The 13,469-nt window shown below is 70.7% G+C and carries 14 protein-coding genes and 1 pseudogene; 5 read left to right on the top strand and 10 right to left on the bottom strand.

All coding sequences use genetic code 11. The features are described from left to right. Positions 1-36 precede the first annotated feature (36 nt). Together ACFY0O_RS08390 and ACFY0O_RS08385 are read left to right on the top strand one after the other, a co-directional pair. The gene (locus tag ACFY0O_RS08390; RefSeq protein WP_388944275.1) at positions 37-1,635 is read left to right on the top strand and encodes a glycoside hydrolase family 13 protein; all 1,599 of its coding nucleotides are present in this window, start codon (positions 37-39) and stop codon (positions 1,633-1,635) included. 4 nt (positions 1,636-1,639) lie between these two features. After that, entirely contained in the window at positions 1,640-2,638 is a 999-nt protein-coding gene (locus tag ACFY0O_RS08385) for a LacI family DNA-binding transcriptional regulator (protein ID WP_388944273.1), read from the top strand. A gap of 206 nt (positions 2,639-2,844) precedes the next feature. Here the strand turns inward: ACFY0O_RS08385 and ACFY0O_RS08380 are convergent, their stop codons facing one another. From ACFY0O_RS08380 to ACFY0O_RS08370, 3 genes are all read right to left on the bottom strand, one after another. Continuing rightward, positions 2,845-3,102: a hypothetical protein gene (locus tag ACFY0O_RS08380; protein ID WP_388944271.1), complete on the bottom strand. Its 258-nt coding sequence runs from the start codon at positions 3,100-3,102 to the stop codon at positions 2,845-2,847. Next, positions 3,095-3,244 carry a hypothetical protein gene (locus ACFY0O_RS08375; RefSeq protein WP_388944268.1) on the bottom strand — a complete coding sequence of 50 codons (150 nt, stop codon included), beginning with the start codon at positions 3,242-3,244 and terminating at the stop codon, positions 3,095-3,097. Before ACFY0O_RS08375 ends, ACFY0O_RS08380 begins: the two co-directional genes overlap by 8 nt. Before the next feature lie 88 nt (positions 3,245-3,332). After that, a complete protein-coding gene (locus ACFY0O_RS08370; RefSeq protein ID WP_388944265.1) occupies positions 3,333-4,577 on the bottom strand; it encodes a helix-turn-helix domain-containing protein in 1,245 nt (414 codons plus the stop codon). A gap of 195 nt (positions 4,578-4,772) precedes the next feature. On the opposite strand from ACFY0O_RS08370, the gene ACFY0O_RS08365 reads away from it, so the two are divergent. After that, complete coding sequence (locus ACFY0O_RS08365; protein WP_388944557.1) at positions 4,773-5,204, top strand: VOC family protein; 432 nt, start codon at positions 4,773-4,775, stop codon at positions 5,202-5,204. 381 nt (positions 5,205-5,585) lie between these two features. Here the strand turns inward: ACFY0O_RS08365 and ACFY0O_RS08360 are convergent. The 6 genes and pseudogenes from ACFY0O_RS08360 to ACFY0O_RS08335 all read right to left on the bottom strand — a co-directional run. Continuing rightward, a pseudogene (locus tag ACFY0O_RS08360) lies at positions 5,586-6,065 on the bottom strand (radical SAM protein); the annotation flags it as partial. 65 nt (positions 6,066-6,130) lie between these two features. Next, complete coding sequence (locus tag ACFY0O_RS08355; protein WP_388944262.1) at positions 6,131-6,664, bottom strand: class IV adenylate cyclase; 534 nt, start codon at positions 6,662-6,664, stop codon at positions 6,131-6,133. A gap of 59 nt (positions 6,665-6,723) precedes the next feature. After that, the gene (locus ACFY0O_RS08350) at positions 6,724-6,951 is read right to left on the bottom strand and encodes a hypothetical protein (protein WP_388944260.1); all 228 of its coding nucleotides are present in this window, start codon (positions 6,949-6,951) and stop codon (positions 6,724-6,726) included. A gap of 227 nt (positions 6,952-7,178) precedes the next feature. Next, on the bottom strand, positions 7,179-8,027 hold the full coding sequence (locus ACFY0O_RS08345) for a helix-turn-helix domain-containing protein (protein ID WP_388944257.1): 849 nt from the start codon (positions 8,025-8,027) through the stop codon (positions 7,179-7,181). A gap of 13 nt (positions 8,028-8,040) precedes the next feature. Further along, positions 8,041-8,571 carry a DUF6879 family protein gene (locus ACFY0O_RS08340; RefSeq protein ID WP_388944254.1) on the bottom strand — a complete coding sequence of 177 codons (531 nt, stop codon included), beginning with the start codon at positions 8,569-8,571 and terminating at the stop codon, positions 8,041-8,043. Then, positions 8,495-8,806, bottom strand: coding sequence for a hypothetical protein (locus ACFY0O_RS08335; protein WP_388944251.1), 312 nt, complete (start codon positions 8,804-8,806; stop codon positions 8,495-8,497). Before ACFY0O_RS08335 ends, ACFY0O_RS08340 begins: the two co-directional genes overlap by 77 nt. A 384-nt stretch (positions 8,807-9,190) precedes the next feature. Here ACFY0O_RS08335 and ACFY0O_RS08330 point away from each other — a divergent pair, with 384 nt between their 5' ends. Further along, on the top strand, positions 9,191-10,741 hold the full coding sequence (locus ACFY0O_RS08330; RefSeq protein WP_388944248.1) for a M4 family metallopeptidase: 1,551 nt from the start codon (positions 9,191-9,193) through the stop codon (positions 10,739-10,741). A 58-nt stretch (positions 10,742-10,799) separates the two neighbouring features. Here the strand turns inward: ACFY0O_RS08330 and ACFY0O_RS08325 are convergent, their stop codons facing one another. Then, positions 10,800-11,477 carry an HNH endonuclease family protein gene (locus ACFY0O_RS08325; protein ID WP_388944555.1) on the bottom strand — a complete coding sequence of 226 codons (678 nt, stop codon included), beginning with the start codon at positions 11,475-11,477 and terminating at the stop codon, positions 10,800-10,802. A 250-nt stretch (positions 11,478-11,727) separates the two neighbouring features. Here ACFY0O_RS08325 and ACFY0O_RS08320 point away from each other — a divergent pair, with 250 nt between their 5' ends. Next, on the top strand, positions 11,728-13,422 hold the full coding sequence (locus ACFY0O_RS08320) for a carbohydrate-binding module family 20 domain-containing protein (RefSeq protein WP_388944245.1): 1,695 nt from the start codon (positions 11,728-11,730) through the stop codon (positions 13,420-13,422). Positions 13,423-13,469: the final 47 nt, after the last annotated feature.

Raw genomic sequence — 13,469 nt, 5'->3', positions numbered from 1 at the left:
CCCGTGCTCCACCGGCCCGATCTCTCCAAGGACACCATGACCCAGCACCTCGCCGACGCCCTCCCCACCCCGACCGGGACCCGGTCCGGCTGGTGGAGAGACGCGGTGATCTACCAGGTCTATCCGCGCAGCTTCGCCGACTCCAACGGGGACGGCATGGGGGACCTCCAGGGCATCCGGAGCAGACTGCCCTACCTCAAGGAGCTGGGCGTCGACGCCGTCTGGCTGAGCCCCTTCTACGCCTCCCCGCAGGCCGACGCCGGCTACGACGTCGCCGACTACCGGGCCATCGACCCCATGTTCGGCACCCTGCACGACGCCGACGCCGTCATCCGCGAGGCCCATGGGCTGGGCCTGCGCATCATCGTCGACCTCGTCCCCAACCACTGCTCCGACCAGCACGAATGGTTCAAGCAGGCGCTGCGGGAAGGCCCGGGGACCCCGCTGCGCGAGCGGTTCCACTTCCGCCCGGGGAAGGGGGAGTCGGGCGAGGAGCCGCCGAACGACTGGGAGTCCATCTTCGGTGGGCCGGCGTGGACGCGGGCGGCGGATGGTGAGTGGTACCTGCATCTGTTCGCGCCCGAGCAGCCCGACTTCAACTGGGAACACCCGGCTGTGCAGGACGAGTTCCGGTCCGTGCTCAGGTTCTGGCTGGACCTGGGGGTGGACGGGTTCCGGATCGATGTCGCCCATGGGCTGGTGAAGGCCGCCGGGCTGCCCGATCTGGGGCGTGACGAGCAGCTCAAGCTGCTGGGCAACCAGGTGCTGCCCTTCTTCGACCAGGACGGGGTCCACGAGATCTACCGGTCGTGGCGCAAGGTGCTGGACGAGTACGCGGGTGAGCGGATCGGCGTCGCCGAGGCGTGGGCGCCGAGCGTGGCCCGGACCGCGCTGTACGTGCGGCACGACGAGCTGCACCAGGCGTTCAACTTCCACTACCTGACGACCGGGTGGGAGGCGGGCGCGCTGCGGGCCGCCGTCGACGAGTCGCTGGACGCCATGCGGCCCGTGGGGGCGCCGACCACCTGGGTGCTGTCCAACCACGACGTGGTCCGGCACCGGACGCGGTTCGGCAGCCTGGCGCGGGCGCGGGCGGCCTCGCTGCTGATGCTGGCGCTGCCCGGGTCGGCGTACGTGTACCAGGGGGAGGAGCTCGGGCTGCCCGAGGTGACCGAGCTGCCGGACGAGGTGCGCCAGGACCCCTCGTTCTTCAAGGCGAACGGTCAGGACGGGCTGCGGGACGGCTGCCGGGTGCCGCTCCCGTGGTCGGGGGACGCCGCCCCGTACGGGTTCGGGGAGGGCGGCAGCTGGCTGCCGCAGCCGCGGGAGTGGGCCGCGTTGAGCGTCGAGGCGCAGACCGGGGACGCCGGGTCGACGCTGGAGCTCTACCGTGCGGCGCTGCGGATCCGGCGGGAGCACGCCGATCTGGGTGCGGGGGACGCGGTGGAGTGGCTGGAGGCGCCGGAGGGGGTGCTGGCGTTCCGGCGCGGGGGCTTCGTGTGCACCGTCAACACCACGGGGGAGGACGTGCGGATAGCCGGGCTGGGGGCGGGGTCGGTGCTCCTGGCCAGTGGTGAGCTGGGAGCCGACCCCGAGGTGCTGCCCGGCGACACCACGGTGTGGTGGCAGGGGTGAGTTCGTGAGTACCCCCTTGCGGCTGACGGACATCGCCTCGCAGGCCCGGGTCAGCGAGGCGACCGTCAGCCGTGTGCTCAACGGCAAGGCGGGCGTGGCGGCCGGCACCCGGCACCGGGTGCTGGCCGCCATGGACCTGCTGGGCTACGAGCGGCCGGTGCGGCTGAAGCGGCGGAGCAACGGGTTGGTGGGGTTGCTGATCCCCGAGTTGACCAACCCGATCTTTCCGGCGTTCGCGCAGGTCATCGAGCAGGCGCTGGCCGGGCACGGGTACACCCCCGTGTTGTGCACGCAGACGCCGGGCGGGGCGACCGAGGACGAGCTGGTGGAGCAGCTGGAGGAGCGGGGGGTCACCGGGATCGTCTTCCTGTCGGGCCTGCATGCGGATGCGTCGTCGGATCCGGCGCGGTACCAGCGGCTGGCGGCGCGCGGGGTTCCGTTCGTGCTGGTGAACGGCTTCAACGAGCACGTCCAGGCGCCGTTCGTCTCCCCGGACGACCGGGCCGCGGCGGAGATGGCCGTGCGGCACCTGGAGGAGCTGGGGCACCGGAGGATCGGGCTGGCCATCGGGCCGACGCGGTACGTGCCGTCGGCCCGGAAGGAGCAGGGGTTCCTGGCCGCGCGGCCGGGGGCCGACGGGGAGGGCCTGGTCCAGCGCACCCTGTTCACCGTCGAGGGGGGCCACGCGGCGGGCATCGCCCTGCTGGAGCGGGGGTGCACGGGGGTGGTGTGCGCGAGCGACATGATGGCGCTGGGCGTCATACGGGCCGCCCGGGAACGGGGGCTGCGGGTGCCGGAGGACGTCTCGGTGGTGGGCTTCGACGACTCCCCGCTGATCGCCTTCACGGACCCGCCGCTGACGACGGTCCGCCAGCCGGTGCGCGCGATGGCCACGGCGGCGGTGGGGGCGCTGCTGGAGGCGGTGGCGGGGACGCCGGTCCAGCGGACGGAGTACGTCTTCCAGCCGGAGCTGGTGGTCCGGGGCTCCACGGGGCCGGGGTAGGGGGGCGGTCTCCCGCTGGGCGGTAGTGGGCAGCTTATCGGGACCGGGCGATGGTCGGGGCCTCGGCTGACGGTCTCAGAGCTGCCTTGGGGGTTTCCCGGCAGACATCCGGCTCCCGCAGTGACGTGGCGGGGTGGTCGGGGGCCGCCAGACCGGGCAGCCGGGCCGACTTCAGTCGGCCCGGGGCCGACCTCCGCGTCAGATCGCTACGCGCTCCTCCCGTCTCGGCGTCTGCGGTCCGTCTGGGGCTGGTCATAGGCGGGCTGGACGTTGGCCACGGCAGTCGTGAACTCGCGGCCGGAGGCGCCCCGGATATAGGCCAGTTCCATCCAGTGCTCGTATCCGGCGGAGTCCGAGACGTTCTCGTTGATCACGGCCATGAGCTCCCCTTCGACGCCGGAGGCGATGTCGCGCACGCGGCGACGGAGGAGGCGGTGGGGGACGTACTCGTACTGGTCATTCATGGGGTGGCTCCTCGAAGGTGCCGAGGAAGCGCTGCCAGCCGGCGTGGGCGCGGTCGAGCAGGTCGGTGCCGGGGGTGTCTATGACCGTCACACGGGTCACAGGTGCGTCCGAGGCTTCGGGGGCATGCGCGTGTGCGGCCATGGCGGTGCTCCCTACCGTCGTCAGTTGGTTGTGTGGTGACGGTAGGGGCGGACCGGGGCGGGCAGGGGCACAGTCTGTGCCCCCTTGTTCAGGCGGTCAGGATGCCCAGGCGGGTTGCCAGGTCGGAGGCTCGGCGGCGGCGGGACGGGGATTTGGCTTCTGTTTCTTCCAGGATGATCCTGCGGGCGTAGCCGTTGTAGCGGATGGTGTCGGGGGCTGTTTCGTGGGCCTGGGCGAGGGTGGCCAGGGCTACGTCGGGCTGGGCGTCCAGGTGGTAGGCGCGGGCCTGTTCGATGCGGTGGCGGGCCCGTCGGGGGCGGGAGGGGATCGCCTCGGCCTCGGCGCGGGCGGACTGGCGTACGGATTCGCCGCCCGCGTGGAGTTCCACCGCCACGGTGACGGCGTGGGCGCCGATGACCGCCCGGGAGAAGCTCGTGACCGGGTGGAAGTAGGCGGGGGGAAGGGTTTCCGCCAGGAGGCGGGCCTGGTCCCAGTGGTGCCAGGCGGTGCCGGTTTCGCCGCGCCGGGCCGCCGTCAGGCCGGCCTCGACGGTGAGTGCGCCCGCCACGGCCCGTACGTCCGTGGTGGCGTCGGGGAGGAGCGGGGTCAGGTAGCGGAGGGTTTCGAGGGTGACGGCGTCGGCCGCCTCGTAGTGGGCGCTGTCGCGGTGGGCCTGGGTGGTGAGCCAGGCCGCCAGGCCGATGGCGTGGGGGTCCTCCGAGTCCTGGGCGGCCGTCATGCCGCGTTCGGCCACCCGCCAGACCAGGGGAGCGTCGGGCTGGTAGGCGCAGAAGAACTGGGCGAGGAAGTAGGTCTCCGCCAGGCGGGCTTGGGCCGCTTCGCGGTCGGCGACCGTCTCTGTTTGGCGGACGGAGGCCTGTGCGTCCCGGATCAGGCCGGGCAGCAAGGCGCCCACGACCTCGCGGTGGTCGGGGGCCGAATGGCGGGCGGACCAGGCACGGGACAGGCGGGCGGTGAGGTGCGCGACCGGGGGTGCCTCGTGGGTGCTGCCGAGGTTCAGGGAGTTGAGGGCCTCGCGGACGGCTGCGAACCGGGGGTGTCCCGGGCCCGCGAAGAGGTCGGCGGGGAGGGACTGGTCACCGGTGAGCTCGGACAGGTTCCGGACGCGGAGGACTTCGGCGACCCGGAGGACCAGCGGGAGGTGCGGGGTGCGCAGACGCCCGGTCTCGACTGCTTTGACCCATGAGCCCGATTTCCCTAGGAGGCCTCCGAGTTGGTCGCGGGTCAGTCCGCGTCGGGTGCGGAGGATCTGCATTCTCTGGCCGAACACCAGTGGATCGGAGTACGGGTCCGGGGTTGCGTCGTACGACATGCGGCCTTGCCCCTTCCTTGCAGCTCGACACCGACAGGGTAGGCGGCAGGGCCGGTTGCGTGTGCTCGAGAACGCACACGATGCGGCCCGGAAACATGCCGCGTTGTCCGTCTGATGATGGTCGGGGCCCGCACGACACGGCAGCGGATGGCAGGGGCCGTCCCCCCGGGGCAGTGCCCCTGTTATCGTGCGCCGATGTCAATGATCAAGCAGTTCCAGGTGACCTTCGACTGCGCGGAGCCTGTGCGCCTCGCCGCCTTTTGGTGCGAGGTGCTGGGGTACGTCATGCCGGCGGTCCCGGAGGGCTTCGCCACGTGGGAGGAGTGCTTCCGCTCGCTGCCGCCCGAGGATGCGATCTACTTCGCCTGCACTGATCCCTCGGGTGTGGCTCCGCGCCTGCTCTTCCAGCGAGTTCCCGAAGGCAAGGTCGTCAAGAACCGGGTGCATCTTGATGTGCGGGCCGGCGTCGGGCTCGTGGGCGACGAGCGACTGGCCACACTCGAGGCCGAATGCGCACGGCTGATGGCGCTCGGCGCGAAGCACGTGCTGACGCAGCGCGCCGATGGCGTCAACGAGTCGTGCATCACGATGCAGGACATCGAGGGCAACGAGTTCTGCCTCGCCTGATTCTCCTCTGAGAGCGCGAGGTCCGGCTACCGGGAGCTGGGGATGGCCGGGAGGGCGTGCAGGGCGGGTGCGTTCGTCGGAGGTCCCGGCGGTGATGATGTGGCGGACCGGTACGGCGTCGAGGGCGGCGAGGGTGTCCAGGATGGCCTGGCGGGACTGCTTCTCGGTCTCCAGGTTGAGGAGGAGGCGCACGGTGACGTCGCGGCCGTACTGCTGGATGATGCGCAGGGCGCGGGGGATCTGTGTGCTGTCGCTGACGACGAGGTTGGCGGAGACCTTGATGCCGCTGCGGAGGCCGGTCTCGATGGTCTGCGCGAGGGCGGCGATCTTCTTCTCGGCGAGGGTGGTGGAGCGGAACCGGGGGGCCTGGACGGAGGCGAGTTCGGCGGCGTCGGTGCCGAAGACGGAGAGGTTGACGCGGTCCAGCCCGGCCGTGGCGCGCTCCTCCAGGACGGCTGCGCCGTTCTCCCCGTTGGAGGTGAGGCCGATGGTGAAGCCCATGTCGCGGACCTGGCGGACGAGGGCTGGGAGGCGGGGGTGGAGGGTGGGCTCGCCGCCCGTGAAGTGGATCTCGCGGGTGCGGATGCTGCCGCGGAGGCCGGCGAGGGCGAGGGCGAATTCCGGGCCGGGCTCGATGCGGGCGGCGAGGAAGTTCGCGCCGTTGTCGGCCAGGTAGATGGACACGCGGCCGGTCTTACCGGGGGTGCCGGTGTACTGGCCGGGTTCGGCGTCACGGTTGTCGGCGGTGACGGGCGTGCCTTCGTTGTGGCAGAAGACGCAGGCCAGACCGCACTCATCGTTGATCTTTACGCGGCCGGTGTCGTCGGAGCGGATCTTCACGGGAACCTTGTGCAAGAGCATGTCGCGGCTCCTTCCGTGCGGCCGGGCCCCGTCGTCCGGCCGCACTGCTGGGGTGGTACGCAGGGTCAGGTGGTGAACCTGAGGTCGGTGACCTGGTCGAGGTCGATGCCGTAGCGGGCGTAGACGGCGGTGGTGTTCTCGCCCGTCAGCTCTGTGCGGTCCAGGCCGAGGCGGTCGGCCATGTCCCAGACCGCGTCTTCGGTGTCGGCCTCGATCTCCAGGTAGGGCGGGATGAGCGGCCACTGGTCCAGCTCCAGGCGCACGCCGTCGAGCAGCCAGGACGAGCGCCGGTTCTCCTGGTAGGCGCGGGCGGTCAGCCCGGTCGCGGTGAGGAGGGCGTGGGTGGTGTCGAAGTCGGTGACGCCGACATCGGTCTCGCGGGTGCCGTCGACCTGCTCGGAGGTGATCTCCTTGACGCACAGGGTGACGTCGGTGCCGGTGTCGCGCAGGCGGACCCACTTGCCGGGCACGGCCGGCATGGTGTCGTAGACGTAGCGGCGCATGTGCCGGTCGGTGACGTGCACGCCGCCGGCCTTCGCGATGCGGTCGGCGAAGTCGGCGGGGTCGATCTCCAGGGCCTTGACTTCGAATTCGGTCACGGCGGTGGTCACAGGGCGGTCCCTTCGGATGGCGTGAGGCGGCGCGGCAGTCTGCGGGGTCAGGCCCGTTCGAGGCTGGAGGGGCCCTTGACCACCCACTCCCTGCCGCCGCCGGGAGGGCGGACGAACACCGCGTTGGCCATGACGGCGCGGGTCTGGGGATCCTCCCACTCGCCGATCCACTGCACGATGCCGTTACGGCCTTCGAGGGGATCGGTGATGGCGGTCCCCTCGGTGACCCAGCCGGGGATCGTCTGGCGCTGGCGGTCACGGCCGGGACGGGACACGGTCACCGCCTTCGAGGCCGGCGCGGCGCGCGGCAGGGACGCGGTAGGGCATGGCCTTGTTCCTCTCCGACGGGGGCGCAGCGGTCGTAGGGCGGCGTGAGGATGGGTCCGGCGGCCCGCTGCTTGGGGGCGCACTTCCCGGAGCGGGTGGATCGCTCCGGGGTGCAGGAACACCGTAGGAAGTCAGGCGAGTTGGCCTCAACGAAGTTGCGGCCAATTGCGGAAACTCAACCGAATGCGCCGAGCGCGGCGGAGATCAGCGCGCGGGCGCTGTCGCCGTAGACTGCCATCTTCGACAGTTCTTCGAACGCCTTTGCGTAGTCGGCGAGTTCGCGGGGCTGAGTGACGCCGATCCTCGCGGTGAGGGTCTCCACGGCCACCCGGCGGTCGTCGTACAGGTAGAACGCCTCCAGCGGCCACACGGTGCGCTCGGCGGCGAACGGGATGATGCCGAGGGAGACCGATGCGAGCGGCATCACGGTGAGCAGATGGCGGAGTTGGCCGGTCATCGCGTCCACGTCACCGATCCGGGACCGCAGCACCCACTCCTCCATCAAGACGGCGTACCGGTGGTTGCCCTCGTAGAGGAAGCGAGAGCGGGCGACGCGGGCGGCCACGGCTGCGGTGACGTCGTCGGGTGTGCCCTGGAAGCGGGTGATACTCCCTAGGAGCGCCGTGGCGTAGGCGGGGGTCTGGAGGAACCCGGGCACGACGTTGGAGACGTAGACGCGCTGGAGCGACGCCTGGGCGTTGGAGGCGTAGGCGTTCTCCTGGGACCGGCGCAGTCCGGTGCGGTGGAGGCGACGCCACTCCTGGTACATGGAGTCGACGGCGCGGGAGGTGGCGATCAGGTCGTCCACCTGATCCTCAGCGCCGCAGGCGGCGCACCATGCGCGGATGTCCGAATCCGACGGCGCCACCTCGCCCTTCTGGATGCGGGTGGTCTTCGCGGGGTGCCAGTCGCACCGGACGGACAGTTCCCGCCCGGTGAGACCGGCATCCTTGCGCAGATGGGACAGGCGCACGGCGAGGGCTACGCGGGCCGCCTGTGCACTGGAGGAGGGGGACGCGGGCACGGGTGTGGTGGGGTCAGACGGTGTACTGGTCGTGCGGGATCCCGCGCTCCCACACCGACTCGAACGCCGCCGCGCACAGCTTCACCACGGCGGGGTCATCGGTCCGCACCTTCGGCTCATCGGGGTGCCAGTCGCCGGTACCGGTCCAGTTGTGCAGCTGCACCAGCTGGCCGTCGAACAGCCAGAAGTCCGTGCCCGGCAACGCGATGTCGAAGGCGCGGCGCCGGGGGAGCCAGCGGACCTGTTCCCCCGCGTCGATGTTCATCTGGGTGCCGGCGTGCTCGTAGCGGATGTAGTCGCTCACCGGCTCGGAGACGATGCGAGCACGGCGGATGACGACGCCCCGTGCGGTGGCGGCCGAGACCATGTTCAGCCAGTTGGAGCGCTCCGCCCGCTGGGCTTCCTCGTTCCAGTCCCCACGCAGGAAGGCTGCGAAGGTGTCGGCCTCGCCGGCCACCCCGTAGCTGTCACGCATCTCCAGGTGGACTGCTGACGTCTGCGTCTGCTCCAGCAGCTCCGCGAAGCTGGGCGCGGTCTGCGGCATTGCATGCCTCCCTCAAGATCGGCACCATGCGGGCCGGGATACGGATCACTGTCTCGTGCGCGGGGATGCCCGGGGCGTGGCCGGGAACCCACTGGGTCTCGTGGATCTGTGCCCGTAGGACCTCCTCGGCGGTCACCCCCTGGATGACCAGGTCGGCGGTTTCTTCCTCTACCCACACCGTGGGAGAACCCTCCTCGCCGGTGTTGGGATCCATCCCGACGAACTGTAGATCCATGGTGATCTACCCTGCCCAGCCAGTTGCGGGTACTTGCACACGAGACTTCTCCCTGGGCGCGTGCAGCGTCAAGAGGGACTCAGGTCAGACCTGTTGACTCTTCCGAGATGCAGAAGTCCCGGCTTCCCCCTCTTCGTCTGGTCGGCCGGGTGATCCGAAAGGAAAGGCCCTAGAGGCCCAGTCAGGTGCCATAGGGCAGGAAGTTGTCGGGCAACTGTGTGAGGGGGGAAGCGGAATGGGGGGTTTTCGTTCGATGAGCGGTGCTTCGGGGTCGCTCAACGGACAACGGCAGGTCAAATCCTTGTTGCGTACCTGTCACTCCGGCCATTCTCCTGGCACTCTCTCAGCCAGTCCCCCCACGGCTACCAAGGAGTGACCTTCCCCATGTCCTCTTCCCGCACGCTGCGTGCCGCCGCGATCGTCGCCTCGGCGGCCATGGTCGCCATCGCCGTCCAGACCGGTTCCGCCAGTGCCTCCGCCGAGCGCGAGGCCGGTGCCACCGCCCTCAGCCTGTCGGCCGGGGCCCGCGCGCAGGCGATCAGCGAGGCGCAGAACTCCGCCGCCGGCACCGCGCGTGCCATCGGCCTTGCCGGCGACGAGGCCCTCGTGGCCCGTGACGTCGTCAAGGACGCGGACGGCACCGTCCACACCCGCTACGAGCGCACCTACCAGGGCCTGCCCGTCCTCGGCGGCGACCTGGTCGTCCACCAGAAGAAGGACGGCAGCCGCAAGACGGACAAGGCCGTCGAGGCGAAGATAGCCCCGGCCGCCGCCCGTTCGAGCCTGCGGGCTCCCGCCGGTGCGCGCCAGGTGGTGTGGGCCGCGACCGGCAAGCCGGTCTTCGCCTACGAGGCCGTCGTCCGCGGTACCCAGGCCGACGGCACGCCCAGCGAGCGGCACGTCGTCACCGACGCCGCGACCGGCGCGGAGCTGTACTCGTACGAGGCCATCGACACCGGTGTCGGGGCCAGTGAGTACTCCGGCTCGGTCACCCTCGGCACCGCGCCCAGCGGGTCGGCGTTCAGCCTGACCGACACCGCGCGCGGCGGTCACAAGACCTACGACCTGAACGGCGGCACGTCCGGTACGGGCACGCTGTTCACCGACGCGGACGACAAGTGGGGCGACGGCACCCCGTCGAACCGCCAGACCGCCGCCGTCGACGCCCACTACGGCGCGGCCGTCACCTGGGACTTCTACAAGACCGAGCTCGGCCGCAACGGCATCGCCGGCGACGGCAAGGCCGCCTACTCCCGCGTCCACTACGGCAACGCGTACGTGAACGCCTTCTGGGACGACAGCTGCTTCTGCATGACCTACGGCGACGGCCAGAACAACCAGAAGCCCCTGACGGCGCTGGACGTGGCCGGCCACGAGATGAGCCACGGCCTCACGGCCGCCACGGCCAAGCTCAACTACAGCCGCGAGTCGGGCGGTCTGAACGAGGCCACCAGCGACATCTTCGGCACGTCGGTGGAGTTCTTCGCCAACAACGCCTCCGACCCGGGTGACTACCTGATCGGTGAGAAGATCGACATCCGGGGCGACGGCAAGCCGCTGCGCTACATGGACAAGCCCAGCAAGGACGGCGCCTCCGCCGACTACTGGTCCAAGACCGTGGGCCGCCTCGACGTCCACAACTCGTCGGGTGTCGCCAACCACTTCTTCTACCTGCTCTCCGAGGGGAGCGGGGCGAAGACGGTCAACGGTGTCGCCTACAACTCGCCCACCTACGACGGCTCCACCGTCGCGGGCATCGGCCGGACCAAGGCGTACAAGATCTGGTACAAGGCCCTGTCCACGTACATGACGTCCACGACCGACTACGCGGGCGCCCGCACGGCGACCCTGAAGGCGACGGCCGACCTGTACGGCTCGACGGGCGTGGAGTACCAGCAGGTGGCGGCCGCCTGGACGGCCGTCAACGTCAAGTGACCACAGTCTGAGCAGGGGTGGGGGCGCGGATCACCGCGCCCCCACTTCCATGTGCGGGTCAGTCGCAGGTATTCAGCATCTCGATGAGCCTGGTCCGTTCGATCGCCGTGACGCTCAGCCCGTACAGGCTCTTGATGTGCGTCCAGGCTCTGGAGTAGGTGCACCAGTAGAAGGTGTTGGGCGGGGCCCACTGGTCGGGGGCCTGGTCGCCCTTCGAGCGGTTGGAGGCGGCGGAGACCGCGATGAGCTGGGAGTTGTCCAGATCGTTCGCGAACCTCTTGCGCTTGGCGGTGTCCCAGGTGTCGGCGCCGGAACGCCAGCCGTTGGCCAGCGGGACCATGTGGTCGATGTCGACCTTCGAGGCCGAGTCGATGGTCTTGTCGTCGTACTCGCTGTACCAGGTGCCGGTGGTGGCGCGGCAGGCGGAGTCCTGGGTCACCTCGCGGCCGTCGCGCGACAGGACGACCTCGCGGGTGTCGCACTCCCCGTACTGCTTGGCCCAGTGCGGGAACATCGCCCTGCTGTAGCCGGCCATGGAGTGCGGGGCCTCGACGGTGAGCCGGTCGAGCTCCGTGCGGACGACGTCGGCGGCCGGGGGTTCGGGGAAGACCCGGCGGTGGGGAGCCGGTGCCGCCCAGGCGGCCGGGGCCGCTCCGGGGGCGGCGGCCCCGCTGGCCGGGGTCGTGGCGAGGAGCGGCAGGGCGGTCAGCGCGAGCGCGGTCGCGCCGCGCGTCATCAGGTGCTTGATCACACCACGGGGTGTAGTCGCCCCGGCCCGGACCCCGGCGGAAGCGGAGCCGTCGGCTAGGCCGGCCGGACGGTCGAGTCACCTGCAGGAACGGCACTGCGCTGGGCCGGATGCCACAGCTTGCCCGGCTACGTCGGAAACAATTCTGCAATCTCTTGCGCAAGGTCTTGCAACACTCCTGGCCTCCCCCTACGGTCGCGTGCAACCCCCCACACCTTCCCGCCAGGAGGTCCCCCACATGGCCAGATCCGTCTCCGCGCGCACCGGCAGAGCCGGACTCGCGGTGGTCGCGCTCGCCGCCGCCTCCCTCACCGCCCAGGCGCCGCAGGCGCAGGCCGCGCCGCCCGGGGAGCGGGACGTCACCGCCGTGCTCTTCGAGTGGCGCTTCGACTCCGTCGCCAAGGCGTGCACCGAGAGCCTCGGGCCCGCCGGATACGGGTACGTCCAGGTGTCGCCCCCGCAGGAGCACATCCAGGGGCCCCAGTGGTGGACCTCGTACCAGCCCGTCAGCTACAAGATCGCCGGTCGGCTCGGGGACCGGGCCGCCTTCAAGCGGATGGTCGACACCTGCCACACCGCCGGCGTCAAGGTCGTCGCCGACTCCGTCGTCAACCACATGGCCGCCGGTGACGGAGTCGGGACCGGCGGGTCCTCGTACACGAAGTACGACTACCCGGGCGTCTACTCCGGCGCCGACATGGACGACTGCCGGGCGACCATCTCCAACTACCAGGACCGCGCGAACGTCCAGAACTGCGAGCTCGTCCAGCTCGCCGACCTCGACACCGGTGAGGAGTACGTACGCGGCCGGATCGCCGGCTACCTCAACGACCTGCTGTCGCTGGGCGTGGACGGCTTCCGGATCGACGCCGCCAAGCACATGCCCGCCGCCGACCTCGCCGCCGTCAAGTCCCGCCTCACGAACCCCTCGGTCTACTGGAAGCAGGAGGCGATCTACGGGGCCGGCGAGGCCGTGCAGCCCGGCGAGTACCTCGGCAACGGGGACGTGCAGGAGTTCCGGTACGCCCGCGACCTGAAGCGGGTCTTCCAGGGCGAGAAGCTGGCCTACCTGAAGAACTTCGGCGAGGCATGGGGGTACATGCCGAGCGATCGGTCCGGCGTCTTCGTCGACAACCACGACACCGAGCGCGGCGGCGACACCCTCAGCTACAAGGACGGCGCCAACTACACCCTCGCCTCCGTCTTCATGCTGGCCTGGCCCTACGGCTCCCCGGACGTCCACTCCGGCTACGAGTGGACCGACAAGGACGCCGGACCTCCCAACGGCGGTACCGTCAACGCCTGTTACACCGACGGCTGGAAGTGCCAGCACGCCTGGCCCCAGATCTCCTCCATGGTGGGCCTGCGCAACACCGCCCGCGGCCAGGGCGTCACCGACTGGTGGGACAACGGCGGCAACCAGATCGCCTTCGGACGCGGGACCAAGGCGTACGTGGCCCTCAACCACGAGGGCTCGTCCCTGACGCGGACCTTCCAGACCTCCCTGCCCGCCGGGAACTACTGCGACGTGCAGAGCGGCCGTGCCGTGACCGTCGACTCCGGCGGCCGGTTCACCGCCACCCTCGCCCCCCAGACCGCCCTCGCCCTGCACACCGGCGCCCGCACCTGTACGGCGTCGACCGCCGGGGCCTCGTTCGCCGTCAACGCCACCACCGTCCCCGGCCAGGACATCCACGTCACCGGCGACCTGCCGGAGCTCGGCAACTGGAACACCGGCGCCGCCCTCAAGCTCGACCCGGCCGCCTACCCCGTCTGGAAGCTGGACGTCACCCTCCCCGCCGGGACCGCCTTCTCCTACAAGTACGTCCGCAAGGACGCCTCCGGCACCGTCACCTGGGAGAGCGGGGCCAACCGCTCCGCCACCGTCCCGGCCAACGGCAAGGTCACCCTGACCGACACCTGGCGCAACTGACCCCGCGCCCCCGACCAGGGCCGCCCGGCACCCCAGACCCTGCCACG

The sequence above is a fragment of the Streptomyces sp. NPDC001594 genome, from assembly GCF_042893675.1.
In the GTDB taxonomy this organism is placed as follows: domain Bacteria; phylum Actinomycetota; class Actinomycetes; order Streptomycetales; family Streptomycetaceae; genus Streptomyces.
The sequence above is the reverse complement of the archived record's forward strand: the minus strand, read 5'-3'. Positions and strand labels throughout refer to the sequence as shown.

Coding starts and splice junctions, on each gene's coding strand:
- ACFY0O_RS08390 (WP_388944275.1), top strand. CDS start 37: ATGACCCAGCACCTCGCCGACGCCCTCCCCACCCCGACCGGGACCCGG.
- ACFY0O_RS08380 (WP_388944271.1), bottom strand. CDS start 3,102: ATGAATGACCAGTACGAGTACGTCCCCCACCGCCTCCTCCGTCGCCGC.
- ACFY0O_RS08375 (WP_388944268.1), bottom strand. CDS start 3,244: ATGGCCGCACACGCGCATGCCCCCGAAGCCTCGGACGCACCTGTGACC.
- ACFY0O_RS08370 (WP_388944265.1), bottom strand. CDS start 4,577: ATGTCGTACGACGCAACCCCGGACCCGTACTCCGATCCACTGGTGTTC.
- ACFY0O_RS08365 (WP_388944557.1), top strand. CDS start 4,773: ATGTCAATGATCAAGCAGTTCCAGGTGACCTTCGACTGCGCGGAGCCT.
- ACFY0O_RS08340 (WP_388944254.1), bottom strand. CDS start 8,571: ATGCCGCAGACCGCGCCCAGCTTCGCGGAGCTGCTGGAGCAGACGCAG.
- ACFY0O_RS08335 (WP_388944251.1), bottom strand. CDS start 8,806: ATGGATCTACAGTTCGTCGGGATGGATCCCAACACCGGCGAGGAGGGT.
- ACFY0O_RS08330 (WP_388944248.1), top strand. CDS start 9,191: ATGTCCTCTTCCCGCACGCTGCGTGCCGCCGCGATCGTCGCCTCGGCG.
- ACFY0O_RS08325 (WP_388944555.1), bottom strand. CDS start 11,477: ATGACGCGCGGCGCGACCGCGCTCGCGCTGACCGCCCTGCCGCTCCTC.
- ACFY0O_RS08320 (WP_388944245.1), top strand. CDS start 11,728: ATGGCCAGATCCGTCTCCGCGCGCACCGGCAGAGCCGGACTCGCGGTG.